This window comes from Ruegeria sp. CDSA141 (assembly GCF_059612005.1).
Window position 1 is genome coordinate 12,730 of record NZ_JBXWPT010000019.1, and the last position, 23,803, is coordinate 36,532.

A 23,803-nucleotide genomic window follows, 5' to 3' on the forward strand; every position below is an offset into this window, starting at 1 on the left:
CAGACGCGGCGCAGGACGGGCCGGGCACCGTCCAACGATCACCGGTTGCGAAGTTTCTTTTCCTTCATGACGCCACGGACCATCTTACCGAACGCTTTGTCCCGCGCGCGGGACTGTGCGACTGTTTCAGAGTTGCGCCGATCTTCGCGCCGAAGCTTGCGCCACCGGTCCAGTCTCACCGGATCAAGCGTGCCGTGACTGATCGCCTTTTGCACGGCACATCCGGGCTCGGAGTTGTGCTGGCAATCCGCAAAACGGCAGTCCCGGCTCAACTCGGCAAGGTCCGAGAAAACTTCGTCGATCCCGTCCTGAGCGTCCAGCAGGCGCAACGCGCGCATTCCGGGTGTATCGATCAACCAGCCGCCGTTGCGCATCCGGTGCAGTGCGCGTGCGGTCGTTGTGTGCCGGCCCCGCGCGTCATCCTCGCGAATGCCCGAGGTGGTGAGATCCTGACCGGTCATGGAATTGGCAAGTGTCGTCTTGCCAACGCCCGACGAGCCAACCAGCGCTCCGGTTTGGCTTTTGGAGCACCAGGACAGAACCTTTTCAACTTCTGCAGGGTCCAGCGCGTTGATCGCCAGAACCGTCAAGAACGGGTCCAGTGATTGCACCTGCCCCGAGAAACTATCAGGGTCCTCTGATTTGTCGGCCTTTGTCAGAACAACGACCGGGTAACACCCGGCCTGATGCGCAAGCGCCAGATATCGTTCCAGCCGGGGCAGGTTGAAATCGGCATTGCACGAGCTGACGATGAACAGCACATCGACATTGGCTGCGATCAGTTGCGTCGCGGCACCTGTACCGGCGGCGCGTCGGTGCAGCAGGCTGCGCCGGTCGAGCAAGTGGCGCACGCGTTTGTCGTCGTCGGTGAGAACCCAATCGCCAACGGCATAGCTGCCGGTTGACTGATCGAGGGTCAGCAACGGGACTTCACCATACGGGTTCAGCCCGATCAGGCGGTCCCGATGAACGGAAGTGATGCGAAAAGGTGTGCAGGAAGGATAAGCCGCGTGTTGCGCAGCAAAGTGAGAGGACCATCCCAGGTCCGAAAGTGTAAGAAACATTGGTCTGCCTGTCGTCAGAAACAGTACTCCCGACGGATGGCAATCGCTCATCCCCGGGTCATGTGTTCAGGCAGTCAGTTGATACCGTGAGGTCAGAACCGTGCTGCCCGAAGGGTCTTTTCTACAATCATAAAGCCCTCCTGCGGCTAAGGTTCGAAAAGTGAGAGGTTGGACATCGACCCAAGCGGGGCTCGTTGTGGCTGCTTCCTTCCGGACCTGACCAGGTTGGCGAGGCGCTCGCCCGCGCCAACCTCTCGACTCTGGATATAGGGAAGGCTTCGGCAAATGACAACCCGTCAGAGCGTCAGGCGAATGCGTGCAAAACCGGTTTCGTCAGGTTCCAGAATCTTGGGGTCAAACATGTTCAATTCGTCAATATACTTCAAAGCACCGGGACCAGTCCGAAGAATGGTCGTCATCCCGGATTTCGGCATCAGAGAGAACGGATAAGGTTGCCGGGCCAATGGGTCGGGTGGCAGGCGGTGCGTCATGTAGTCTCGCAAAATGTCCCGGATATCCAGCGGGGGCAGATTGATGGCCAGGGCCGATGACATATACGGGAAATGTCCACCACCGCTTGCGCGATAATTATCGAGAGCAACGACAAACACCTGATCCGGCCGTACGGCTTGGCCCGCGCAAGTCAGATGATGCACCCGCCTGTGACCGGGATGGATCATTTGCCCCCCGACATCGTATCGCGGCGGTTGCGACGGGTCGATCTGATAGGACAAGCCAAAGATGATATCGAAATTGTACCCCGCCCGATCCCGGTCGAACAGTTCTGCCTCGGCATCGGGGAATTGTTGGTTGAATGCACTGGCTGACATCTCCAACCATTCCAGCAACTGCGTGCCTGTGATCTGGATCGCGCGCAACTCATTGGGGAAGACATGCAGATCCGCAACGTGCCGCAGACAGATTTCACCGGCCGGAACGTCCGTGTAATACCGAGGGCCAGAGCGCCCGCCGCATTTGGCTGGCGACACGGCTGACAACAGTGGCAGCTCTGCAAGCGCGGTGCCGTGTAAAAAGGGGCGCAACGCGGTTGCTTGTGCGGCGGCAACAAGCGTCAGTCCACGATCCGGTGCACAGAAACTGAAATAGCTGTGCAATGTGTCCGAGACGCGCGCAACGGGCGCGGCCATGTCCTGACGGGTCTGCTGATGTGCGGGTTCAACTAGTTGCGCGATTTCCAAGTCTTCGCCAATAGCGGTGCCGCCCACGGAAACCGGGCGCAATTCAGCGTGGCTGTCAACAACACGCAGCCCCGACTGGGCCTGTAGGGTAACGGCTAAATCAATTACTCCAAGATATGCGCCTGCCGAGCCGGGTATGACAACCGGCGTACCATGCACCAGCCCTTTCGCGTAATCCACATTCGGGGTTTGGGCGCTGGTGCGTGCGGGAAGGGTCAGGTGAGTGTGCCCGGCGACAACAGCGTCGATGCCCTCAATCGCGGCCAGGGGAATGACGGCATTCTCGGTGTCGGTCGCTGTGTCCGGGTTTCCTAGCCCGGAATGGGCGAGCGCCACGATCAGATCGCACCCTTTTTCGCGCAAGAAATTCGTTAGGGACCGTGCCGCGACAACAATGTCGTCCGCCACTACGGTTTCGTTCAGATTATGTTCTTCCCAGCGTGTTGTTTGCGGTGGAAGAACCGAAAACACGCCAACGCGAATGGGTATGCCCTTGTTTCCTGCCGGTATGATGCGGTCAAGGATCGCAAAACGATGCCATGATTGTATTTCTCCGGACCGATGAAGATTGCCGCACAGAACCGGGCACGGGGCTTGTGCAAGGGTCTTGTCCAATGATGGCAGCCCGAACCCGAAATCATGGTTGCCAAGACCAATCGCATCATAGTCCAGTGCCTTGAATGCCAGCATCATCGGATGGCGAGTGTCGTTCCGAACGGCCCATTCGCCCATCTGTGTTCCCTGGAGCGAGTCCCCGTTGTCGAACATCAGCACCAGTGCGTCTGTGGCCTCGTGTCGGGCCTTGCGGATCAGGCTGGCGGTGCGAGTCAACCCAAGTGTTGGGTCTGGTGTGTCCGTGTAATAGTCAAAACCGGTCAGATGCATATGCAGGTCGGAGGTGGCAAGAATACGAATACGCCCACGGTTTTCCGTGGGTTGAACCTGCGTCGATGGGTTTTGCTTCACTTTTGTTGTTCTGCTTTTGAATGTGGTAATGGGCTAAAATCATCGAAACGCAATTTAGATGATTTTTCCAAGGCCGCCATGCGGCTTTTCGGCGGCGCGTCTCTGCGTTTTGCGCTTTGAATTGCCATTGCAACATGGCCTGAGACATGGCAGCCCTTGGCGCAAGACCAGAAGGAAATCCAATGAAAAACGCAGAGCAGGTGACTTTTGGCGGCTCGGGTTTGAATCGGGCAGCGCATCTTCGTGGGGATTCGGAGAAGCTGTCCGAGATGGCGCGCAGCCCTGCCGCGCGATGCATATTGCTGTGGCGAGGCAAACTTCTGGTAGTGGGTGAAGCGCTGGATCAGCTTGCCCTGACGGAGATGACCCACCCGCTGGTCAGAGATGGCCCTGGCGGAGTAATCGAAGCACCGTTTTTTCTTGGCCGGAGCGCAGAGGGCGCACCCTTGTTTGCGGCGGATATCTCGGCTTGGGCGGCAGAGGGGCTGGACCTGACCGGCTTGGGAGAGTTCGTGGACAGATCCGAACAGCAGCACCCGGATTTGCCGGAAGGGCATGTCTTTGCCGAGCTTCGCCGGATCATGACACGATTGTCGCCCCGTGATGCCGAACTGGCCGCATCGGCCAAGGCGGTTATCGGTTGGCACGAAACACATCGCTTCTGTGCCCGCTGCGGCGCAGCCAGTGATGTGTCACAAGGTGGGTGGCAGCGCAGTTGTCCGTCTTGCGGTGGGCAGCATTTCCCGCGCACGGATCCGGTTGTGATCATGCTGATTACGCATGGGGACAGTGTGCTTATGGGACGATCTCCGGGGTGGCCCCAGGGGATGTTTTCCTTGCTGGCGGGATTTGTCGAACCCGGCGAAACGCTGGAAGCAGCGGTGCGCCGCGAAGTGATGGAAGAGGCAGGCGTACCTGTAGGTGCGGTGTCTTACCTGTCCAGCCAGCCCTGGCCGTTTCCGGCATCCCTGATGTTCGGATGCGCAGGCGAGGCCCTGTCGCGCGACATCGTGATCGATCCGGTCGAGATCGAAGAGGCAATGTGGGTCAGCAAATCCGAAATGATGCAGGCGTTTGCCGGCGAACATCCCCGGTTGTTGCCAGCTCGCAAGGGGGCTATCGCTCATTTTCTGCTTCAGAACTGGCTTGCGGATACGCTGGACTGAGGGAAAACTGGTGAAGCCATAAACAGCAAAGGTCACTATGCAGTTTTCAGCGCGGGAAGATATCGAAGCCCCTATCAATTCGGTGTTCGACATGGTGTCGGATTTCGAGAGGTTCGAGCGTATGGCGATGCGTCGTGGCATCGACGTGCGGCGCCTGGGCGCGGATGCAATGGTGACTGCTGGCGCCGAATGGAAAACGGAATTCAGGTTGCGTGGAAAGCCGCGTCAGATGTCGGTGGTGATGACGGACTATGACAAACCGTCGCAAATGCGGTTTGAAGCTGCCAGCAAGGGAATAACCGGCCTGACGACAGTAGATTTTCTGGCCCTGTCCCCGCGCCGGACACGCCTGAGCGTTGAGATGTCCTTGGCCGCAAAATCCTTGCCCGCGCGGTTGCTGTTGCAATCCATGAAGCTTGGACAGTCAAAGTTCCGCAAGCAATTCCAGGTGCGGTTCAGCGAGTTTGCGCGTGAGTTGGAACTGCGCCACCTGCACGGGACGTGAACGGCGTCCGCTGGGCTGAACGGGGCAAGGCTTGGGGAAGAAACCTAGGATGTCGCACATTATTTTTCTGCATGGCGCATCAAGCAGCGGAAAATCGACGATCGCACAGGCTTTGCAGCAGAAGATAGAGAAGCCGTTCTGGCATATCTCGATCGACCACTTGCGCGATTCTGGAGTTCTGCCGCTGGAGCGCTATCGCCGTGGTGAGTTCGATTGGTCCGACGACAGATCAGCTGTCTTTGATGGGTTTCATCAATCGCGGGCTGCTTATGCGGCCTCGGGCAACAATCTGATTTTGGAACATATTCTGGATACGCCGGGGTGGGTCAAAGACTTGCACGACCTCTTCCGCCCGTTTGATGTTCTGTTCGTAGCTGTCCATTGCTCGGTTCCCGAGTTGAACGCGCGCGAACGATTGCGCGGCGACCGTCCGGTGGGAAGCGCCCAACGTGACCAATCCATGATCCACGCTGGCAGAGTTTACGATATCGAGATTGATTCGATGGACGGCATCGGGGCAAACGTGCAGACAATTCTTCAAGCATGGCGCAGTGATCTGCGCCAATCGGAATTCAGCCTGCCTTTCGAGTGACCTGTCAGCCGCGAGGATGGGCCGCAGGGTAGACGCCAAGAACCTCGACGTTGGTCGTGAAGTGTTCCAGCTCGTCCATGGCCAGTTGCACGTTACGGTCTTCGGGATGACCAACGATGTCGGCATAAAACTGCGTTGCTGTGAAGGACCCGTCGACCATATAGCTTTCCAGCTTGGTCATGTTGATCCCGTTCGTGGCAAAGCCGCCCATTGCCTTGTACAGCGCAGCCGGGATGTTGCGGACCTGAAACACGAAGCTGGTGATCATTCCATACTCACCCCGACGGGATAAATCCGCCTCTTGTGACATGACAAGGAAACGGGTCGTGTTGTCGTCATTGTCCTCGATGTGGCGGGCCAGGACGTTCAGGTCATAGATTTCAGCCGCAAGCTCACTGGCCAGAGCGGCGGAATGCAAATCCCCGATTTCGGCCACTTCGCGCGCGGCGCGGGCATTGTCGGGACTGACTCGGCCGCGAATACCGTGTTCTTTCAGGAAGCCGGAACATTGCGGCAGCAGCACCAGATGCGAATGCGCTTCGGTGATATCTTCCAGTTTTGCACCCGGTACACCAAGAAGGTTGATGTGAACGCGTACAAAGGCCTCATCGATAATGTGCAGGCCGCTATGCGGCAGCAGCCGGTGAATGTCGGCAACCCGACCATAGGTCGTGTTTTCGACTGGCAGCATCGCCAGATCGGCCGCGCCCGAGCGAACTGATTCGATCACATCCTCGAATGTGCGGCAGGGCAGGGCCTCCATTTCGGGTCGTGCGTTGCGGCAGGCCTCGTGACTGTAGGCGCCGGGTTCACCCTGAAAAGCAATGCGATTGGTCATTTGGTCGATTCCATGCAACAAGTTCGCGATTTGGTCGTTTCGTCGCGGTGTCTATACCTTGCCTCTCGCAAGTGGAAGCCTTAGACACCTGCCCAGACAGCTGAAATGGACACGCGATCAATGTTCGACACGATGACAGTTACCAAGGCCGCCGCAGGCCTGTTCGGCACTTTCCTGGTGCTGCTTCTGGCCAAATGGGGGGCGGATGTCCTCTATGCTTCCGGTGGCCATGGCTCGGCTGAGGCCGCCTACATTATCGAAACCGAAAGCTCGAGCGAAAGCGCCGACGGCGAAGAAGTGGTCTTCGAAGACCTGCTGGCCGCCGCTGACGTCGAGAAGGGCGCGAAAGTATTCCGCAAGTGCACCGCGTGCCACAAGCTGGAAGACGGGGCGAATGGAACCGGCCCTTACCTGTATGGCGTAGTTGATCGCCCGGTTGCCTCGGCAAAAGGTTTCACCGGTTACTCAGCCAGCATGCAGGCCCATGGCGGCAACTGGACGCCCGAAGCGCTGGATGCCTTCCTGGAACGCCCAAGCGCCTATATCTCGGGCACATCGATGAGCTTTGCCGGCTTGAAAAAACCTCAGGACCGCGCGGACTTGATTGCCTATCTGCAGACAATCGGCAACTGATTGCCCGTCAGAAAAGAGAAATTCAAAGCCGTTGCCCCGAGCAGCGGCTTTTTTGTTTGAAGGAAACTTCACAAAGCGCTCACGCATTCTAAACTTGAAACTGTCAGCCTTGGCACTTTAGCTAGCGGTTACGACTTTAAAGATGACAATGACCCAGAGGATGAGCCACATGATATCCGTAATGCCTGCTGCACGTGATCTTAAGGTCAGGCCATTGGCTGGCATACTCGGGCTTTGTGCTGTTCTGTTCTCGCCGCAAATCGCTATGGCATTGGATGATGATGTTATCCGTAGTCACGGATACTCGTATTTCGGCAATCTGGATTACCCTGCTGACTATCCGCATCTGAAATATGTGAATCCAGATGCGCCCAAAGGTGGTGAGTTGTCCTTGGCGGCTTCAGGGACGTTCGATTCCCTGAACCCCTATTCCCGCAAGGGGCGCGCAGGCGCCTTGACGACGCTGCAATATGATCGCCTGTTCGAAAGCTCTGATGACGGTGTCGGGCAGTATTACGGCGTATTGGCGGAAAGTCTGGAATATGATGAAGGGCGCAATTACGTCATTTTCCATTTGCGACCCGAAGCAACCTTTTGGGATGGCACCCCGGTGACGGCAGAGGACGTTGTCTACAGCCACCGTCTGTTCATTGAGCAGGGCCTGCCCTCATACGCGCAAGCCGTAGGCCGCATGGTGACAGGGGCCGAAGCGCTGGATGACAACACGGTCAAGTTCTCGTTCAACCCCGAAGTCACCCGCCGCAGTTTGATCGAGACAGTAGGGTCAACCCCAGTATTTTCAAAAGCATGGTTCGAGGCGGATGAGTCCCGACGTCTGGATGAGCCGCGACTGGAAGTGGCGGTCGGCTCAGGCCCCTATAAACTCGACAGCTATGACATCAATCGCCGCATCGTTTACAAGCGACGTGACGACTATTGGGGTAAAGATCTGCCATTCAATGTTGGTCGCAACAATTTCGATACGATCCGCGTCGAGTATTTCGGCGATCAGACAGCGGCGTTCGAAGGCTTCAAAGCTGGAGAATACACGCTGCGGATTGAAAGTGACCCCAAGCTTTGGGCGACGGCGTATGATTTTCCGAAGCTGAACGAAGGTGTGATCGTTAAGGATGAGATTCCGGATGGCAGCCCGCCGACACCGTCAGGCTTCGTCTTCAACCTCGGAAAACCGCAGTTTGCCGACAAGAACGTCCGAAAGGCCCTTGCCTTGGCCTTCAATTTCGAATGGGCGAATGAATCCTTGCTGTTTGGTCTGAATTCACCGCGCAATTCCTTTACACAAGGCGCCCCGCTTGAAGCGCATGGTCTGCCCGAGGGCGATGAACTGGCGTTTCTTCAGGTGCTGGGTGAAGTTGTGCCAGAGGATTTTCTTGCGGAACCTGCTGTGATGGCCCATGAGTCAAACCCCGCGCGCCTGAACGACCGGAGAAATCTGCGCAAAGCCGCGAAACTGCTGGACGAGGCTGGGTGGGCGGTCGGCGATGGCAACGTGCGGCGCAACGCGGAAGGGCAGACGCTCAGGGTGGATTTCCCGTATCCTTCAAACCTGCCGACATCGACGGCCACGATGATTGAAACCTATGTCCAGAACCTGCAAGCCATGGGCGTGGATGCGTCTGCAGAAAAGGTTGACCCGGCGCAATACACGCTGCGCAGTCGCGAGCGAGACTATGACATGGTCTATTCCACACGATACGGGTCGTTTCTTTCGACCGGTGGCGGGTTGAGTCAGATGTATGGGTCAGAAGAGGCCGCATTCAGCCTTTTCAACCCTGCCGGATTGGCCAGCCCTTTGGTTGATGCTATCATCGAAGCTTCCTTCGAAACCGACAATCAGGCGGATCAGGATACGGCATTGAAGGCGTTGGATCGCGCCCTCAGGTATGAGTTCTTCGTAATCCCTGTAGGATACATCGCTGACCACTGGGCGGCCTATTACGATATGTATGAATACCCTGAAAACCTGCCACCTTATTCGCTGGGCTATCTGGATCTGTGGTGGATCAATCCGGAAAAAGAGGCTGCACTGAAAACGAAAGGCGCGCTGCGATAACATGGGCGCCTATATTCTAAGACGCTTGTTGCTGATCATTCCGACCCTTCTGGGCATCATGATCGTCAACTTCACGCTGGTACAATTCGTGCCTGGCGGTCCGGTCGAGCAGATCATTGCGCAGATCGAAGGACAGGGTGATGTTTTCGCCGGATTTGCAGGTGCGGGCGATGCCGGCGCGGGTTCAGAACCGGCGGGCGGTGTTTTCGACGACAAATATGTCGGTGCGAGGGGCCTGCCGCCCGAGTTCATTGCTGAACTTGAAAAGGAATTCGGCTTCGATAAACCGCCTCTTGAACGGTTCCTGATCATGATGGGCAACTATCTGACGCTGGACTTCGGCGAGAGCTATTTCCGCTCGATCAGCGTGATTGAACTTGTACTTGAAAAAATGCCGGTCTCAATCTCGCTGGGCCTGTGGTCGACCCTGATTGCTTATCTGGTTTCTATTCCGCTGGGCATTCGCAAAGCGATCAAGGATGGTTCGCGGTTCGATACCTGGACCAGCGGTGCGATCATCGTGGCCTACGCAATTCCAGGCTTCCTGTTTGCCATTCTGCTGCTGGTGCTTTTCGCCGGTGGATCCTATTGGCAGATCTTCCCACTGCGTGGACTGACCTCGGACAACTGGGACAGCCTGAGTTTCTTCGGTAAGATCGCAGATTACTTCTGGCACATCGCGCTACCGACTATTGCTCTGACGATCTCGGCCTTTGCGACGTTGACGCTGCTGACCAAGAACTCGTTCCTGGATGAGATCAAAAAGCAATATGTCATGACCGCCCGCGCCAAAGGTCTGAGCGAGCGCAAGGTGCTGTATAGCCATGTGTTCCGCAACGCGATGCTGATTGTCATCGCAGGATTCCCGGCCGTGTTCATCGGCGTGTTCTTCGGAGGCTCGATCATCATTGAAACGATCTTCTCACTTGATGGTCTGGGTCGTCTTGGGTTTGAGGCTGCCGTGGCGCGGGATTATCCAGTGATCTTCGGCACGCTGTTCATCTTTGGCCTGATGGGCCTGGTCGTCGGCATCATCAGCGACCTGATGTATGTGCTGGTCGACCCGCGCATCGATTTCGAAAAGCGGGAGGGGTAGATGGCATTGTCCCCCCTGAACCAGCGCCGCTGGAGCAATTTCTGCCGCAACAGGCGCGCTTTCTGGTCATTGATCGTTTTCTCTGTGCTGTTCGGCCTGTCGCTGTTTGCCGAGTTCATCGCCAACGACAAACCGATTCTGGTGAAATACCGGGGTGAGTTCTATACGCCGGTCTTCAACTTCTACGCGGAAACCGATTTTGGCGGAGACTTCCAGACAGAGGCGATCTATCGCGACCCCGAGGTTCAGTGCCTGATAGACAGCGGCGGCCTGGAAGAATGTTTTGACAATCCTGAAGGCATTATCGAACAGATCGACGCCGGTACGTTCCAGGCGGAAGGATTCGAACGTGGCTGGTCGCTTTGGCCGTTGATCCCTTATTCCTACAACACATCGGTCGATCGCCCCGGGGCTGCGCCATTGCCACCCAACAGCCAGAACCTCCTGGGGACAGATGACACCAAACGCGACGTTCTTGCCCGCGTGATCTACGGTTTCCGCCTGTCGATCCTGTTCACGCTGATCGTGACGGGCGCCGCCAGTCTGATCGGAATTTTCGCCGGTGCCATACAGGGCTTCTTCGGCGGTTGGCTGGATCTGATCTTTCAGCGGATCATCGAGATCTGGTCAGCGACACCGTCGCTTTATGTCATCATCATCATGTTTGCGGTGTTGGGGCGAAGTTTCTGGCTGCTGGTCGCGTTGATGATTCTGTTCAGTTGGACCGGACTGGTTGGCGTGGTACGTGCCGAATTCCTGCGGGCGCGGAACCTTGAATATGTGCGCGCTGCGCGGGCGCTGGGCGTGGGCAACATGACCATTATGTTCCGCCACATGCTGCCGAACGCGATGGTGGCCACGCTGACCTTTATGCCCTTCATCGTCACGGGCACCATAGGTGGTCTGGCTTCGCTGGATTATCTGGGTTTTGGCCTTCCCTCTTCGGCCCCTTCGCTGGGAGAGCTTACCTTGCAGGCGAAACAGAACCTGCAGGCCCCATGGCTGGCCTTCACGACCTTTTTCACCTTTGCCATCATGCTGTCCCTGCTGGTCTTCATTTTTGAAGGCGTGCGGGATGCGTTCGATCCCAGAAAGACCTTCTCATGAGCCTGCTGGATGTAAACAACCTGATGGTCTCTTTCCGGCAGGACGGTCAGATCAGTGCTGCGGTTCGGGGCGTGTCGTTCCATGTCGATCGCGGGGAAACCGTGGCGCTTGTGGGCGAATCCGGGTCGGGTAAATCCGTCACTGCGCTCAGCACGGTATCGTTACTGGGCGACAGCGCGATAGTTGAAGGATCCGTCACCTATGACGGGCAGGAGATGATCGGCGCCTCGGAGCAACGCCTGATGGATGTGCGGGGCAATGACATCAGCTTTATTTTCCAGGAGCCGATGACATCGCTGAACCCGTTGCACACGATCCAGAAGCAGATGGCGGAATCGCTGGCCCTGCATCAGGGGGTCACGGGCGATGTCGCGCGCGAACGGATTCTCGAGCTGTTGAACAAGGTCGGTATCCGCGACCCCGAAGACAGGCTGGACAGCTATCCGCACCAGTTGTCGGGTGGACAGCGGCAGCGGGTGATGATCGCCATGGCACTGGCGAACAAGCCGGACATCCTGATCGCCGATGAGCCGACGACGGCGTTGGATGTAACCATTCAGGCACAGATCCTCGAGTTGCTGGCCGATCTGCAGAAATCCGAAAACATGGGGATGCTGTTCATCACCCATGATCTGGGCATTGTGCGCCGGATCGCTGATCGGGTCTGCGTGATGAAGGATGGCGAGATTGTCGAAACCGGAGTGACGCGGGAGATTTTCGACAACCCGCAGCATCCCTATACCCGCAAACTTCTGGCGGCCGAACCGTCGGGTCAGCCTGACGCCGTTGCAAGAGATGCGGAAGAAGTCGCGCGTACCGATCATTTGAAAGTCTGGTTCCCGATCCAGCGCGGGTTTCTGAAACGGACGGTTGGCTATGTGAAGGCGGTGAATGACGCCTCGCTGAGTGTACGCGCGGGTGAGACTTTGGGGATTGTGGGCGAAAGCGGGTCTGGCAAGACCACGCTGGCGCTGGCGCTCATGAGGTTGATCGCGTCCGAAGGCGGCATCACCTTCCGCGATCAGGATGTGCGAAAATGGTCCACGCGAGAGCTGCGTCGGCTGCGCAAGGATATGCAGATCGTGTTTCAGGACCCGTTCGGCAGCCTCAGCCCACGTATGACCTGCCAGCAGATCATCGCGGAAGGTCTGGCCATTCACAACGTTGATCCTCATCGCGCGCCGCGCGAGCTGGTCGCTGAGGTGATGACCGAGGTGGGCCTGGATCCTGAGGCCATGGATCGGTATCCGCACGAGTTTTCGGGCGGGCAGCGTCAGCGCATCGCGATTGCGCGGGCGATGGTTCTGCGACCGAAGCTGCTGGTACTGGATGAACCGACCAGCGCGCTGGACATGACGGTTCAGGTTCAGATCGTCGATCTGCTGCGCGATCTGCAAAAGAAATACGGGCTGGCTTATCTGTTCATCAGCCATGACCTGAAAGTTGTACGTGCGATGTCGCACAAGGTGATCGTCATGCGAAATGGGGATGTGGTTGAAATGGGCACGGCAGAGGATTTGTTCGAAAATGCCCAGACCGACTATACCCGCGAACTGATAGCGGCGGCGGGCTGAAACCAGCCCGCCAAATTCAGTGTATCAAGCGCTTGCCTTTTCTTTGGTCGTTGCCTTGGGCGTTGGCCCGCGCAGTTCCTCATAGTGGTCAAAGCTCAGCTTAACCCATCCAGTGCCGCGCGTGGCGCTTGCGAGTGTGCGATGCAATTCATCCTCGGCAACGGCGGGAATCAGCGCGTTGAAGATCTCCCAGCCTGATGCGTTGGGATTGCCTTCAAATCCCAGAACTTGCCCTTGCAGAGAGCTGATTGTTGGCACGAGATCGCCCACAAAATCGGATGGCAGGTGGATTTCAGCATTCAGGATCGGCTGTAAAACAACCGGTTTGGCCTGAGGCAGCGCTTCACGCACGGCGTTCTTGCCTGCGGTGCGGAAGGCATAGTCGGAACTATCTACGTTGTGGTGTTTCCCGTCTTTCAGTGTCACTTTGACATCGACTACGGGAAAGCTTTCGGGGCCTTGCTCCAGCGCGTCCTTGGCTCCGTGTTCCACTGACGGGATGTAGTTCTTGGGAACCGCTCCGCCTTTGACCACCTCTTCGAACTGGAACCCCGATCCGCGTGGCAGGGGCGCGACCGAGATCACCACATCCGCGAACTGCCCAGCCCCGCCGGATTGTTTGCGATGCCGGTGGCGATATTCGACAGGTTTTCGAATGGTTTCACGATAGGCGGTTTCGACCTGATCGGCTTGAATCTCGATCCCGAAATCCTCGGCCAGCTTGGTGGTCACGCGTCGCATGTGCTGCGGACCTTGAGAACCAAGAACGGCGTGGCCGCTCAGCTCATCCTGTTGCAGGTGAAGGCCGGGGTCGATTTCGGCCAGACGGCTCAGGGCGTTGGAGAGGCGCACATCGTCCCGCTCATGCACTGGTGAGACGATCTGGCGATGCGCCACTGGATGCGAGGACGCCCATTCCGGCAGCTCCGTCGCTGAATTGCTGTCATAGATGTAACAAGGGTTGAGGTGATCGGACTTCACTGCCAGACCAATCTGCCCGGCCTCCAGTGTCGCGATTTGGGTTTTGGCGTCCAGCGTTGTCAGGTTGCCGACGGTCTCACCGCCCAAGGCCTCATGGGCTTGCACGCCGTCCCCCAGGCCGCGCAGAACGACGATTTTTCCGATGTGTTTTTTGACATCTGCAAAACCGGCAATGGCGCGGGCGCTGTCTGCGGCCTCGTCGCGCCCGGCGGCGATATCAAACTCGGGGGCTTCGTGCCGTAGCGCTTTCATCAGGCGCGTCAGCCCGTTGCCGTGGCTCGCGGCCCCCAGGCAGGCGGGGATCAACTGATGATTCTGTAGGACCTGCGCGGCCAGGTCATAAACTTCGTCACTTGGCGGCAGTTTGTCTTCAATCAATTGCTCCAGAAGGGTGTCATCGAAATCGGACAAGGTCTCAAGCAGTTCGGTTCGGGCCTCCCGCTCACGGTCTTCGACGGATTTAGGCAATTCGATCAGGGCCGAGGGTTGGCCCTCCTGATACTTCCAGGCCCGTTCCGAGATCAGATCGACCGCCCCGATGATCGTATCTCCTTCGCGGATCGGCACTTGACGCAGGGCGATGTGATGGGTGCAATATGTTTGCAGTGAGGCGATGATATCGCGGATGCGGCCGTTGGGATTGTCCATCCGGTTGATGAACAGAAAACAAGGGATGCCGGCCTCTTCTACCAGTCGCAGGTAGGGCGCGCACAAAACGGCGGCATTCGGGTCGGGGGGCACGACAACTACGGCGGCGTCCGATATTGCCATTGCGGGTCCGACATAGGCCAGAGCATCGCCGCCCCCGTCAACGTCGATCGCGCACCAGGGCTCGTCCAAGTAAGAAAAACCGTGCAAATGCACGGTTCCGGAAACATCGAATGTGGTGGGGCGCCCGTCGAGGCGGCTGATGGCCTCGACAAGCGTAGATTTGCCCGATTGGCTGGGCCCGAGGACGGTAAAAACGCGCATGAGTGTTGTCCCTCTTTCAGGTTGCAGATTGGCTGCACGAAAGGGACCGACCGACGCGTTGGCGCCGACAAGGATTGTCTGTATTTTGCCCGCCTCAGGCCGCAGAGCAAGATGCCACCCTACAGTATGAGTGTGGGAAAAACCGCAGGCGTGCGTCAAGCCCCTGATGTGTTTTGCGCGTCACGGGCCGAATGTTGCCCGTAGAAAAGGGTCAGATGGCCGAGCTGTGCCCGGCTTTGCTGAGGTCATAGGCATCAAAGCTACGGGCGATCATCCGGGTCAGCGCACGCGCTTCGGGCGGCACGAAAAGCCCGTCTTCGGTGATCTGCAGCATTCCGTCGAAAGATGCATTGGCTGCGCGATACATCTCGTCCAGTTCAGCGGCTGATACATCGTGATCCCGCAGGATTTCCGCCGTGTCGATTCTGAAATCGCACATCAGTGCCTCGATCAGGCGGGCACGCAGAATGTCCTGACCTTTAAAGAGGTGCCCTCGGGATGTTGAAAACTGCCCATTGCGAATGGCTTTGGTATGGGCAGAGGTGGCCGGAGCGTTCTGCGCATAACCTTGCGGAAATCGCGAGATCGAGCTGGCCCCGACACCAATCAGTATATCGGCCTGATCGTCGGTATAGCCCTGGAAGTTCCGCTTGAGGCGGCCCGCGTGCAAAGCGTGGGTAAGCCCGTCATCCTGAGTGGCGAAATGGTCGATGCCTATCTCGGCATAATTGTCCCAAAGGAACAAACGCCGGGCCGTGTCGAACAACTCGAGGCGCTGTTCCGGTGTGGGCAGGGCGTCCGAAGGAATCAGCTGCTGCCGCTTGGCCATCCAAGGCACATGGGCATAGCCGTAAAGCGCCACGCGATCCGGGCTGAGCGACAGGAGTTTCTGTACGCTTTCCGTCATGCGCGCCTTGGTCTGATGCGGCAGACCGTAAAGAATATCCGCATTCAGGCTGGTGATGCCACGTTCGCGGATCATGTCGATGGCATCGCGTGTTGTGTCGTAGCTTTGGATGCGGCCGATGGTTTTCTGAATTTCGTCATCGAAATCCTGCACTCCGATCGAGGCACGGTTCATGCCCGCGTCTGCCAGCGCATCCAGACGCGCCTCATCAATCTCGTTCGGATCGATCTCGACCGAGAATTCGGCATCAGGCCCCATGGGCACGATACCCAGGATGTGTTGTGCTAATTCGCGCATCAGTTGGGCGTTCAGCAACGTTGGCGTGCCGCCGCCCCAATGCAGGCGCGACAGAACCACACCTTCGGGCAAGCGTGCTGCCAGAAGATCCAGTTCGGCCTTCAGAACGTCGGCATAGGCGATCACCGGATTGTCGGTTTGTGTCCCTTGTGTCCGGCAGGCACAGAACCAGCAAAGCCTGCGGCAGAATGGGACATGGACGTACAGCGAAACAGCACTGCCGGGTGTGATCCCGGAAATCCAGTCGCCAAACATATCTGCTCCCACGTCGTTGCTGAAGTGGGGGGCGGTGGGGTAGCTTGTGTAACGCGGTACTTTCGCGTCAAATAGTCCAAGCTTTGCCAATTGTGGTTTCACTATCATGGCGATACCCTTAGGCGACAGATGACATAGGTGCTTTGATGGAGATCAAGTGGGAACGCGCATGACAGTAAAAGCACAATTTGACCATTCAGATTGCGGAGATTGCCCGATACGTCATCGTGCCGTCTGCGCTCGCTGTGATGCTGACGAGCTGGAAGAGCTTGAAAGCATTAAGTATTATCGCAGTTTCGAGGCGGGTCAGACGATCATCTGGTCTGGGGATCCGATGAGTTTTGTCGGCTCGGTTGTGGCCGGAATTGCATCGTTGACTCAGACGATGGAAGATGGACGCACCCAGATGGTTGGTCTGCTGCTGCCCAGCGACTTCGTTGGCCGCCCGGGTCGCGATACAGCACCTTACGATGTTCAGGCGACGACGGATGTCGTGATGTGTTGTTTCCGCAAGAAACCATTCGAAGAGATGATGGACCAAACCCCGCATATCGCCCATCGCCTTTTACAGATGACTTTGGACGAGCTTGATGCTGCACGCGAGTGGATGCTGGTTCTGGGGCGAAAGACCGCCCGTGAGAAGATTGCCAGCCTGCTGTCAATTATTGCTCGCCGGGACGCATCGGTAGGTCAAAAAGGTCTGTCAGGCACTATCGTTTTCGATCTGCCGCTGACCCGAGAAGCCATGGCGGATTATCTGGGCCTGACGCTCGAGACGGTCAGTCGCCAGATATCGGCTTTGAGAAAAGACGGGGTGATAACGCTTGAAGGCAAGCGGCACGTGACCATCCCCGATCTGGGTCGCCTGATGGAAGAGGCGGGCGACGATTCGGATGGCGGTTTTCTGGTTTAACGTGAACCACATATAAAAAGTGACAACCGGCGCAGCGTTTGTTGCGGGATTGTCCAACTTAGGAGCACGGCATGGAATTCAGCAGTTTGTTGGCAATGCTGTTGATCGGCGCAATCGCCGGTTGGCTGTCTGGCAAGATCATGGAAGGCCGGGGGTTCGGTCTTTTCGGCAACATCATTGTCGGAATCGTCGGCGCGTTTCTTGCGGGGTTGGTTTTTCCGGCACTTGGATTTGCCGTTGGCGGCGGCCTGCTGTCGTCTATCTTCTTCGCAACAGTAGGCGCCGTGATCCTATTGTTCCTGATAGGCCTCATCCGCAGAGGATGACAAAAGCCGCCAAGTCAGGCGGCTTTTGAATGGCGGATCAATGGGCAAGGAATACGGGAACAGTAGACTGCTCCAGCATGTTGCGGGTTGCTCCACCCAGAATGGCCTCGCGGAAACGGGAATGGCCATAGGCACCCATCACGATCAGATCCGATTCTGTATCGGATGCGTGGCGGTTGAGAATATCCGACACGCGCGTCATGCTTTTGCTCAGCACATCAATCTCACATTTGACCCCGTGACGGGCCAGCATCTGTGACAGCATTCCGCCCGGATCAGACCTGTCGGGCCCATGGCGGGGGGGGTCGATGACCACGATTCGGACCAGCTCGGCCTGTTTCAGGAAGGGCAGGGCGTGACGAATGGCGCACATGGCCTCTACGCTTTCGTTCCAACCTATCATGATATTGCGCGGCACCGTCAGGGGTTCGACGTCGTCCGGTACGACCAGAACCGGGCAATGCCCCTCGAACATGGCGGCCTCAACGATGGGCTCGGCTTCGGCCCCACGGTCTTTGCCGTAGGGGTGCGGCAGGATCACCAGATCGGAAAACCGTGCCCTATGTGCAACGTGGCGTCCTATATCAGCAATTTGCGCGACGCCATGCTCGGCGGACCAGCGAACGCCGGACTTGCCAAGGTAATCATTGGCAAAGGACAATAACTCCTTGGCCTCGGCGTTGGCTCGGCTCAGTGTTTCCTGAACAATGAGCGCATTGGCACCCGCATAGTAATAACCTGTCTGACTGCGATCGACCCCAAGGCACAGGGCTTCGGCATGGGCATCCTGAGATTGTGCCAAAGCCACCATCTGCGCCAGAGCGGCGGGTGCTGTCTTGGTTTCGGTCATGACAGTGAGTAGAGATTTGTAAGTCATTGCGACCTCATGATTCGGGCATTTGGTCTCATGTGACCAGTTGGCCTATTTCCTCTACAATGCGTGTCACAGAAAACGCAGAACTGTCTTGATACAGATCAAAGCAGCAATAGCCGCCGTGCTTCAGAACGGCAGCCAGTCAAATGGGTTTCGCGCGTCATAAGAACCAAAAGCGCGCGGAGCATGGCAAAGGGACGCAATATGTCGAATTACATCAAGCTGATCGTGCTTGGTCTGATCGCGCTGTTTGCAGCGATCGGAACCAATTATGCACGCGATTTGGCGTATCAGGTACATGCGCTGCTGGTGATGCTTATCGCCGGTGGCTTGTTTATCTGGACGCTTCGAAACACTGACGAGCCAGATATTCTAGTCGACCGCTCGGGCGAATACATGGATGACGTGATCCGTTATGGCGTGATCGCAACCGCCTTCTGGGGCGTTGTCGGGTTCCTAGCCGGGACCTTCATCGCGTTTCAGCTTGCCTTTCCGGTGCTGAACTTTGAATGGGCACAGGGTTATCTGAATTTCGGTCGTTTGCGTCCGCTGCACACGTCGGCGGTGATTTTTGCCTTTGGTGGCAATGCGTTGATCGCAACCTCATTCTATGTCGTGCAACGTACCAGCGCCGCGCGCTTGTGGGGCGGCAACCTGGCGTGGTTCGTATTCTGGGGTTATCAGCTGTTCATCGTGCTGGCCGCGACCGGCTATGTTCTGGGCGGTACTCAGTCGAAGGAATATGCCGAGCCTGAATGGTATGTCGATCTTTGGCTGACCATTGTCTGGGTCGCCTATCTGGCGGTCTACTTGGGCACGATCATTAAGCGGAAAGAACCCCATATCTATGTAGCCAACTGGTTCTATCTGGCCTTTATAGTCACCGTTGCGATGCTGCACTTGGTCAACAACATGACCGTTCCTGTCAGCATTTGGGGTTCGAAATCGGTCATCGTCTGGTCGGGCGTACAAGACGCCATGATCCAGTGGTGGTACGGCCACAACGCGGTGGGTTTCTTCCTGACTGCGGGTTTTCTGGGCATGATGTACTATTTCATCCCGAAACAGGCCGAGCGCCCGGTATTCTCGTACAAGCTGTCGATCATCCACTTCTGGGCACTGATCTTCCTGTATATCTGGGCCGGTCCGCACCACCTTCACTATACCGCGCTGCCTGACTGGGCTTCGACGCTGGGCATGGTGTTCTCGGTGATCCTGTGGATGCCGTCTTGGGGTGGTATGATCAACGGTCTGATGACCTTGTCGGGTGCATGGGACAAACTGCGCACCGACCCGGTGATCCGGATGATGGTGATTTCGGTTGGCTTTTACGGCATGTCCACCTTCGAAGGCCCGATGATGTCGATCCGCGCGGTGAACTCGCTGTCGCACTACACCGACTGGACCATTGGCCACGTGCACTCGGGCGCGCTGGGCTGGAACGGTATGATCACCTTTGGTGCGTTGTATTTCTTGGTGCCCGTCCTGTGGAAACGGGAACGCCTGTACTCGCTGCAGATGGTCAGCTGGCACTTCTGGCTCGCCACCATCGGCATCGTGCTCTACGCCGCGTCGATGTGGGTGACCGGTATCATGGAAGGCCTGATGTGGCGCGAAGTGGATGCCAACGGATTCCTGGTGAACTCGTTCGCCGACACCGTGGCTGCCAAGTTCCCGATGTACGTGGTGCGTGCTCTGGGTGGCGTAATGTTCGTCGCTGGTGCAGTGATCATGTGCTACAACCTGTGGATGACTGTGCGGAAAGCGCCGGCCAAAGAGGCCAGCCTGACCGTCGCGGTCCCGGCTGAATAAGGAGGGCCGGAGCAATGGCAATTCTCGACAAACACAAGATCCTCGAGACCAACGCGACCCTCCTGCTGATCTTCAGCTTTCTGGTCGTAACTATCGGTGGCCTGGTGCAGATCACACCGCTGTTCTATCTTGAGAACACCATCGAGAAGGTGGAGGGCATGCGCCCTTACACCCCTCTCGAGATGGCGGGGCGTGAGATCTATATCCGCGAAGGCTGCTACACCTGCCACAGCCAGATGATTCGCCCGATGCGGGACGAGGTCGAACGCTACGGTCACTACTCGCTGGCGGCGGAATCGATGTACGATCATCCGTTCCAGTGGGGGTCCAAACGGACCGGCCCTGATCTGGCCCGTGTCGGTGGCCGCTATTCGGACCAATGGCAGGTCGATCACCTGCGGAATCCGCAATCCGTGGTGCCGGAATCGGTGATGCCGAAATACGGCTTCCTTGAGCATCGTAAAATTGACGGCAAGTACATCGGCGATGTAATGGCCACCAATGCTCTGGTCGGGACTCCTTACACCGAAGAGATGCTGGAAAACGCGCAAGCTGATTTCCTCGCTCAGGCTGACCCAGACAGCGACTATGACGGGCTGTTGGAGCGCTATGGTGACAAGGTCAATGTACGCAACTTTGACGGCCAGCCCGAGCTGACCGAAGCTGATGCGTTGGTTGCCTATCTTCAGATGCTGGGCACGTTGGTCGATTTTTCGACCTTCACCCCGGACGCAAGCCGCTAAAGGAGAATCGTGATGGAAGAATACACAATTCTCAGGCAGTTCGCGGATAGCTGGATGCTGTTGTTGTTGTTCGCCTTCTTCGTTGGCATCGTCATCTGGGTTTTCCGCCCCGGTGCCAGTAAGGAATACAACGACACCGCCAACATCCCGTTCCGGCATCAAGACAAACCCGCCACATCCAAGGAGGCGCGGAAATGAGCAAGACACCTGAAAAACAGCCGGGTGATCCGAACACAACCGGGCACAGCTGGGACGGGATCGAAGAGTTCGACAACCCGATGCCTCGCTGGTGGCTGTGGACATTCTATGTGACCATTATCTGGGGCGTGATCTACACGATCATGTATCCAGCATGGCCCTTGGTGCAGTCGGCAACCGCTGGCGTCATGGGATGGTCTTCGCGGGCTTTGGTCCAGCAGGAGATGGTCGCATTCGAAGAGGCAAACGCACCCTGGAATGCCAAGCTGGTGGAAACTCCGCTGGAAGACATCGCGAAGGACGCTGAACTTCAGCAATATGCCGTGAACTCCGGTGGTGCCGTGTTCCGTACCTGGTGCGCACAGTGCCACGGTTCCGGTGCACAGGGCGCGCCTGGTTTCCCGAACCTGCTGGATGACGCCTGGCTCTGGGGGGGGACGATGGAAGACATCGTCTACACCGTCAACTATGGTATCCGGAACGAAGAAAGCGACGATGCACGCTATTCCGAGATGCCTGCCTTCGGTGAAATCCTCGAGGATGATGAAATCACGCAGGTGGTTCAGTATGTCATGTCGCTGAGCAATGCACAGACCGACGATGCGGCGGCTGAGGCGGGCAAGGTTGTCTTCGAAGACAACTGCGCGTCCTGTCACGGCGAAGATGGAACGGGTGACATCTTCCAGGGGGCACCGAACCTGACCGACGCAATCTGGCTATATGGTGGCAGCGAAGAGACTCTGACTGAAACTGTGACCTACAGCCGCTTTGGCGTCATGCCGAACTGGGATACCCGCCTGACCGAGGCGCAGATCCGTGCGGTATCCGCCTATGTCCACCAGTTGGGTGGTGGTCAGTAAGACCTAGAGGGCAACCTTCGGGCGGTTCGCCGCCCGAAGGCTGTAGCACCGGCTGTTCCATCTGTTCGCGCGTTTCCTGAACAGCCGGTGCTCTTTTACACTACTTTCCTGTTGTATTGCCATTCAGTTCTGCGCAACGAGGTCTGCTCATATGCGTTGGGGTGGGGCGCAATCTCGGGCTGCGACAATTGGTCGGGACTCAGAGAGCCGCGCGTGCTCGATGCGGTTGGGTTCAAGCTACAAGCAGATTTTTCGCCAAAACCAGCTGAAAATCGGGTAAAATACACCATTTCCAGCGCGGGCAATATGGGCTGATCTTCAAAAGATGTTTGCTCGATGCGCTTTTTGACCCATGTCAAAGTTCGCCCATGCATGATCTGGAACAAGACGTCTTCAGAAGACCCATTTGTGGAGCCAGCCAGTGAGCGATTCCGACCCCGCCCCCAGCCTTTACGCCGCGCGTGAACCGATCTTTCCAAGACGTGTTTCGGGGCCGTTTCGAAACCTGAAATGGATTATTCTTATTGTGACGCTGGGCATCTACTACGTGACGCCCTGGATCAGATGGGATCGTGGTCCCAGCCTGCCGGATCAGGCTGTTCTGTTGGATCTGGCAAATCGGCGTTTCTATTTTTTCTGGATCGAAATCTGGCCGCACGAATTTTACTTTGTCGCCGGTCTGCTGATCATGGCGGGTTTGGGCCTGTTTCTGTTCACGTCAGCTCTGGGTCGCGTGTGGTGCGGGTATGCATGCCCGCAGACCGTCTGGACGGATCTGTTTATTCTGGTCGAGCGCTGGATTGAAGGTGACAGAAACGCCCGCCTGCGCCTGCACCGTCAGGAAAAGCTCGATTTCCGCAAAGCTCGTTTGCGGGTCACCAAATGGACGGTCTGGTTTCTGATCGGTCTGGCGACGGGCGGTGCCTGGGTGTTCTACTTCGCGGATGCACCGACGCTGGCCCGTGATCTTGTGACGGGCAACGCGCATCCCGTCGCCTACACGACGATGCTGATCTTGACGGGTACAACTTTCTTCTTCGGCGGGTTCGCCCGTGAGCAGATCTGTATTTACGCGTGCCCATGGCCGCGCATTCAGGCGGCAATGATGGATGAGGACACGCTAGTTGTCGGCTATCGCGAGTGGCGGGGTGAGCCGCGCGGCAAAGGCAAGCGGACGGCGGATTCAGAGTTGGGGGATTGTATCGACTGTATGGCTTGCGTGAATGTCTGCCCTGTCGGTATCGATATCCGGGATGGTCAGCAGTTGGAATGCATCACCTGTGCCCTGTGCATCGACGCTTGTGACGACATGATGGCCAAGATCGGCAAACCACGAGGGCTGATCGACTACATGGCGTTGAGTGATGAAGCCCATGAGCGATCCGGAGAACCCCCCAAGAATGTCTGGAAGCACATTCTGAGGCCACGTACGATCATGTACACCGCATTATGGGCGCTGGTCGGATTCGGGCTTCTGTTTGCACTGTTCATCCGTTCTGACATCGATCTGACCGTCGCGCCGGTGCGTAACCCCACTTTCGTCACCCTGTCGGACGGAACAATCCGCAACACGTATGACGTTCGTCTTCGCAACAAGCACGGTGAGGACCGTCTGTTCAAACTGTCTTTGGCGGGCGATCCGGCGATGCGACTGGAAATTGAGGGAACTAAGATCGATACTGTGAATGTCACGGCGGATACGGCACAATTGACCCGTGTATATATCATAGCTCCTCGCGACAGCGGTCCGGCCGCAGCAGAGGCGACACCAGTGCGGATCTGGGTCGAAGACCTCAGCAGCGGCGAACGCGCATACAAGGACACCACGTTTAATGGACGAGGGAACTGATC

Annotated in this window: 22 protein-coding genes and 1 other RNA gene; 15 read left to right on the forward strand and 8 right to left on the reverse strand. The window is 57.2% G+C overall.

Features of this window, described 5'->3' with window-relative positions; translation table 11 throughout:
* Nucleotides 1–38 precede the first annotated feature (38 nt).
* From rsgA to AC2FLP_RS19030, 3 genes are all read right to left on the reverse strand, one after another.
* Entirely contained in the window at nucleotides 39–1,064 is a 1,026-nt protein-coding gene (gene rsgA, locus AC2FLP_RS19020) for a ribosome small subunit-dependent GTPase A (protein WP_496685552.1), read from the reverse strand.
* Nucleotides 1,065–1,222: 158 nt separating this feature from the next.
* An RNA gene (gene ffs, locus AC2FLP_RS19025) (signal recognition particle sRNA small type) lies at nucleotides 1,223–1,321 on the reverse strand.
* Nucleotides 1,322–1,360: 39 nt separating this feature from the next.
* Complete coding sequence (locus AC2FLP_RS19030; protein WP_496685555.1) at nucleotides 1,361–3,229, reverse strand: bifunctional 2',3'-cyclic-nucleotide 2'-phosphodiesterase/3'-nucleotidase; 1,869 nt, start codon at nucleotides 3,227–3,229, stop codon at nucleotides 1,361–1,363.
* A gap of 182 nt (nucleotides 3,230–3,411) precedes the next feature.
* Here AC2FLP_RS19030 and nudC point away from each other — a divergent pair, with 182 nt between their 5' ends.
* From nudC to AC2FLP_RS19045, 3 genes are read left to right on the forward strand one after another with little or no spacing between them, the layout of a single operon-like run.
* On the forward strand, nucleotides 3,412–4,395 hold the full coding sequence (nudC, locus tag AC2FLP_RS19035) for an NAD(+) diphosphatase (protein WP_496685558.1): 984 nt from the start codon (nucleotides 3,412–3,414) through the stop codon (nucleotides 4,393–4,395).
* Between the two features lie 37 nt (nucleotides 4,396–4,432).
* The gene (locus tag AC2FLP_RS19040; protein ID WP_496685560.1) at nucleotides 4,433–4,900 is read left to right on the forward strand and encodes an SRPBCC family protein; all 468 of its coding nucleotides are present in this window, start codon (nucleotides 4,433–4,435) and stop codon (nucleotides 4,898–4,900) included.
* A gap of 49 nt (nucleotides 4,901–4,949) precedes the next feature.
* Complete coding sequence (locus AC2FLP_RS19045) at nucleotides 4,950–5,492, forward strand: chloramphenicol phosphotransferase CPT family protein (protein WP_496685563.1); 543 nt, start codon at nucleotides 4,950–4,952, stop codon at nucleotides 5,490–5,492.
* Between the two features lie 4 nt (nucleotides 5,493–5,496).
* Here the strand turns inward: AC2FLP_RS19045 and AC2FLP_RS19050 are convergent, their stop codons facing one another.
* Nucleotides 5,497–6,330: a prephenate dehydratase gene (locus tag AC2FLP_RS19050; protein WP_117872158.1), complete on the reverse strand. Its 834-nt coding sequence runs from the start codon at nucleotides 6,328–6,330 to the stop codon at nucleotides 5,497–5,499.
* A gap of 120 nt (nucleotides 6,331–6,450) precedes the next feature.
* Between AC2FLP_RS19050 and AC2FLP_RS19055 the strand changes: the two genes are divergently transcribed.
* The 5 genes from AC2FLP_RS19055 to AC2FLP_RS19075 all read left to right on the forward strand — a co-directional run bounded on the left by AC2FLP_RS19055 (nucleotide 6,451) and on the right by AC2FLP_RS19075 (nucleotide 12,814).
* Nucleotides 6,451–6,963, forward strand: coding sequence for a c-type cytochrome (locus AC2FLP_RS19055; protein WP_496685601.1), 513 nt, complete (start codon nucleotides 6,451–6,453; stop codon nucleotides 6,961–6,963).
* A gap of 169 nt (nucleotides 6,964–7,132) precedes the next feature.
* Nucleotides 7,133–9,037: an extracellular solute-binding protein gene (locus AC2FLP_RS19060; RefSeq protein WP_496685566.1), complete on the forward strand. Its 1,905-nt coding sequence runs from the start codon at nucleotides 7,133–7,135 to the stop codon at nucleotides 9,035–9,037.
* A 1-nt stretch (nucleotide 9,038) separates the two neighbouring features.
* Complete coding sequence (locus tag AC2FLP_RS19065) at nucleotides 9,039–10,133, forward strand: microcin C ABC transporter permease YejB (RefSeq protein WP_496685568.1); 1,095 nt, start codon at nucleotides 9,039–9,041, stop codon at nucleotides 10,131–10,133.
* Complete coding sequence (locus AC2FLP_RS19070) at nucleotides 10,134–11,240, forward strand: ABC transporter permease (RefSeq protein ID WP_496685570.1); 1,107 nt, start codon at nucleotides 10,134–10,136, stop codon at nucleotides 11,238–11,240.
* Complete coding sequence (locus AC2FLP_RS19075; RefSeq protein ID WP_496685572.1) at nucleotides 11,237–12,814, forward strand: ABC transporter ATP-binding protein; 1,578 nt, start codon at nucleotides 11,237–11,239, stop codon at nucleotides 12,812–12,814. Before AC2FLP_RS19070 ends, AC2FLP_RS19075 begins: the two co-directional genes overlap by 4 nt.
* Before the next feature lie 24 nt (nucleotides 12,815–12,838).
* On the opposite strand, the gene AC2FLP_RS19080 is transcribed toward AC2FLP_RS19075, so the two are convergent.
* Nucleotides 12,839–14,767, reverse strand: a complete 1,929-nt coding sequence (locus tag AC2FLP_RS19080; protein ID WP_299901747.1) for an elongation factor G — start codon at nucleotides 14,765–14,767, stop codon at nucleotides 12,839–12,841.
* 211 nt (nucleotides 14,768–14,978) lie between these two features.
* Nucleotides 14,979–16,334, reverse strand: coding sequence for an oxygen-independent coproporphyrinogen III oxidase (hemN, locus tag AC2FLP_RS19085; RefSeq protein ID WP_496685575.1), 1,356 nt, complete (start codon nucleotides 16,332–16,334; stop codon nucleotides 14,979–14,981).
* A gap of 61 nt (nucleotides 16,335–16,395) precedes the next feature.
* Here hemN and fnrL point away from each other — a divergent pair, with 61 nt between their 5' ends.
* On the forward strand, nucleotides 16,396–17,139 hold the full coding sequence (gene fnrL, locus AC2FLP_RS19090; protein WP_496685578.1) for a transcriptional regulator FnrL: 744 nt from the start codon (nucleotides 16,396–16,398) through the stop codon (nucleotides 17,137–17,139).
* A gap of 71 nt (nucleotides 17,140–17,210) precedes the next feature.
* A complete protein-coding gene (locus tag AC2FLP_RS19095) occupies nucleotides 17,211–17,465 on the forward strand; it encodes a GlsB/YeaQ/YmgE family stress response membrane protein (RefSeq protein ID WP_117872174.1) in 255 nt (84 codons plus the stop codon).
* Nucleotides 17,466–17,502: 37 nt separating this feature from the next.
* Here AC2FLP_RS19095 and AC2FLP_RS19100 read toward each other — a convergent pair whose 3' ends face one another.
* Complete coding sequence (locus tag AC2FLP_RS19100; protein WP_496685582.1) at nucleotides 17,503–18,342, reverse strand: universal stress protein; 840 nt, start codon at nucleotides 18,340–18,342, stop codon at nucleotides 17,503–17,505.
* 201 nt (nucleotides 18,343–18,543) lie between these two features.
* Between AC2FLP_RS19100 and ccoN the strand changes: the two genes are divergently transcribed.
* Genes ccoN through ccoP form a run of 4 tightly spaced genes read left to right on the forward strand, consistent with a single transcriptional unit; the run spans nucleotide 18,544 to nucleotide 21,952 of the window.
* On the forward strand, nucleotides 18,544–20,151 hold the full coding sequence (ccoN, locus tag AC2FLP_RS19105; protein ID WP_117872179.1) for a cytochrome-c oxidase, cbb3-type subunit I: 1,608 nt from the start codon (nucleotides 18,544–18,546) through the stop codon (nucleotides 20,149–20,151).
* A 14-nt stretch (nucleotides 20,152–20,165) separates the two neighbouring features.
* Nucleotides 20,166–20,894, forward strand: coding sequence for a cytochrome-c oxidase, cbb3-type subunit II (ccoO, locus tag AC2FLP_RS19110; protein WP_299643353.1), 729 nt, complete (start codon nucleotides 20,166–20,168; stop codon nucleotides 20,892–20,894).
* Between the two features lie 12 nt (nucleotides 20,895–20,906).
* Nucleotides 20,907–21,092 (forward strand): cbb3-type cytochrome c oxidase subunit 3, encoded by a 186-nt coding sequence (locus AC2FLP_RS19115; protein ID WP_117872183.1) that lies wholly within the window; start codon nucleotides 20,907–20,909, stop codon nucleotides 21,090–21,092.
* Complete coding sequence (gene ccoP, locus AC2FLP_RS19120) at nucleotides 21,089–21,952, forward strand: cytochrome-c oxidase, cbb3-type subunit III (RefSeq protein ID WP_299901761.1); 864 nt, start codon at nucleotides 21,089–21,091, stop codon at nucleotides 21,950–21,952. Before AC2FLP_RS19115 ends, ccoP begins: the two co-directional genes overlap by 4 nt.
* Before the next feature lie 95 nt (nucleotides 21,953–22,047).
* On the opposite strand, the gene AC2FLP_RS19125 is transcribed toward ccoP, so the two are convergent.
* A complete protein-coding gene (locus tag AC2FLP_RS19125; protein WP_299901764.1) occupies nucleotides 22,048–22,338 on the reverse strand; it encodes a hypothetical protein in 291 nt (96 codons plus the stop codon).
* A gap of 35 nt (nucleotides 22,339–22,373) precedes the next feature.
* On the opposite strand from AC2FLP_RS19125, the gene ccoG reads away from it, so the two are divergent.
* Entirely contained in the window at nucleotides 22,374–23,801 is a 1,428-nt protein-coding gene (gene ccoG, locus AC2FLP_RS19130) for a cytochrome c oxidase accessory protein CcoG (protein WP_117872189.1), read from the forward strand.
* Nucleotides 23,802–23,803 lie beyond the last annotated feature (2 nt).

Excerpts from the sequence above, each read along its gene's own strand:
- rsgA (WP_496685552.1), bottom strand. The coding sequence starts at position 1,064 with ATGTTTCTTACACTTTCGGACCTGGGATGGTCCTCTCACTTTGCTGCG.
- nudC (WP_496685558.1), top strand. The coding sequence starts at position 3,412 with ATGAAAAACGCAGAGCAGGTGACTTTTGGCGGCTCGGGTTTGAATCGG.
- AC2FLP_RS19040 (WP_496685560.1), top strand. The coding sequence starts at position 4,433 with ATGCAGTTTTCAGCGCGGGAAGATATCGAAGCCCCTATCAATTCGGTG.
- AC2FLP_RS19045 (WP_496685563.1), top strand. The coding sequence starts at position 4,950 with ATGTCGCACATTATTTTTCTGCATGGCGCATCAAGCAGCGGAAAATCG.
- AC2FLP_RS19050 (WP_117872158.1), bottom strand. The coding sequence starts at position 6,330 with ATGACCAATCGCATTGCTTTTCAGGGTGAACCCGGCGCCTACAGTCAC.
- AC2FLP_RS19055 (WP_496685601.1), top strand. The coding sequence starts at position 6,451 with ATGTTCGACACGATGACAGTTACCAAGGCCGCCGCAGGCCTGTTCGGC.
- AC2FLP_RS19060 (WP_496685566.1), top strand. The coding sequence starts at position 7,133 with ATGATATCCGTAATGCCTGCTGCACGTGATCTTAAGGTCAGGCCATTG.
- AC2FLP_RS19065 (WP_496685568.1), top strand. The coding sequence starts at position 9,039 with ATGGGCGCCTATATTCTAAGACGCTTGTTGCTGATCATTCCGACCCTT.
- AC2FLP_RS19070 (WP_496685570.1), top strand. The coding sequence starts at position 10,134 with ATGGCATTGTCCCCCCTGAACCAGCGCCGCTGGAGCAATTTCTGCCGC.
- AC2FLP_RS19075 (WP_496685572.1), top strand. The coding sequence starts at position 11,237 with ATGAGCCTGCTGGATGTAAACAACCTGATGGTCTCTTTCCGGCAGGAC.
- AC2FLP_RS19080 (WP_299901747.1), bottom strand. The coding sequence starts at position 14,767 with ATGCGCGTTTTTACCGTCCTCGGGCCCAGCCAATCGGGCAAATCTACG.
- hemN (WP_496685575.1), bottom strand. The coding sequence starts at position 16,334 with ATGATAGTGAAACCACAATTGGCAAAGCTTGGACTATTTGACGCGAAA.
- fnrL (WP_496685578.1), top strand. The coding sequence starts at position 16,396 with ATGACAGTAAAAGCACAATTTGACCATTCAGATTGCGGAGATTGCCCG.
- AC2FLP_RS19095 (WP_117872174.1), top strand. The coding sequence starts at position 17,211 with ATGGAATTCAGCAGTTTGTTGGCAATGCTGTTGATCGGCGCAATCGCC.
- AC2FLP_RS19100 (WP_496685582.1), bottom strand. The coding sequence starts at position 18,342 with ATGACTTACAAATCTCTACTCACTGTCATGACCGAAACCAAGACAGCA.
- ccoN (WP_117872179.1), top strand. The coding sequence starts at position 18,544 with ATGTCGAATTACATCAAGCTGATCGTGCTTGGTCTGATCGCGCTGTTT.
- ccoO (WP_299643353.1), top strand. The coding sequence starts at position 20,166 with ATGGCAATTCTCGACAAACACAAGATCCTCGAGACCAACGCGACCCTC.
- AC2FLP_RS19115 (WP_117872183.1), top strand. The coding sequence starts at position 20,907 with ATGGAAGAATACACAATTCTCAGGCAGTTCGCGGATAGCTGGATGCTG.
- ccoP (WP_299901761.1), top strand. The coding sequence starts at position 21,089 with ATGAGCAAGACACCTGAAAAACAGCCGGGTGATCCGAACACAACCGGG.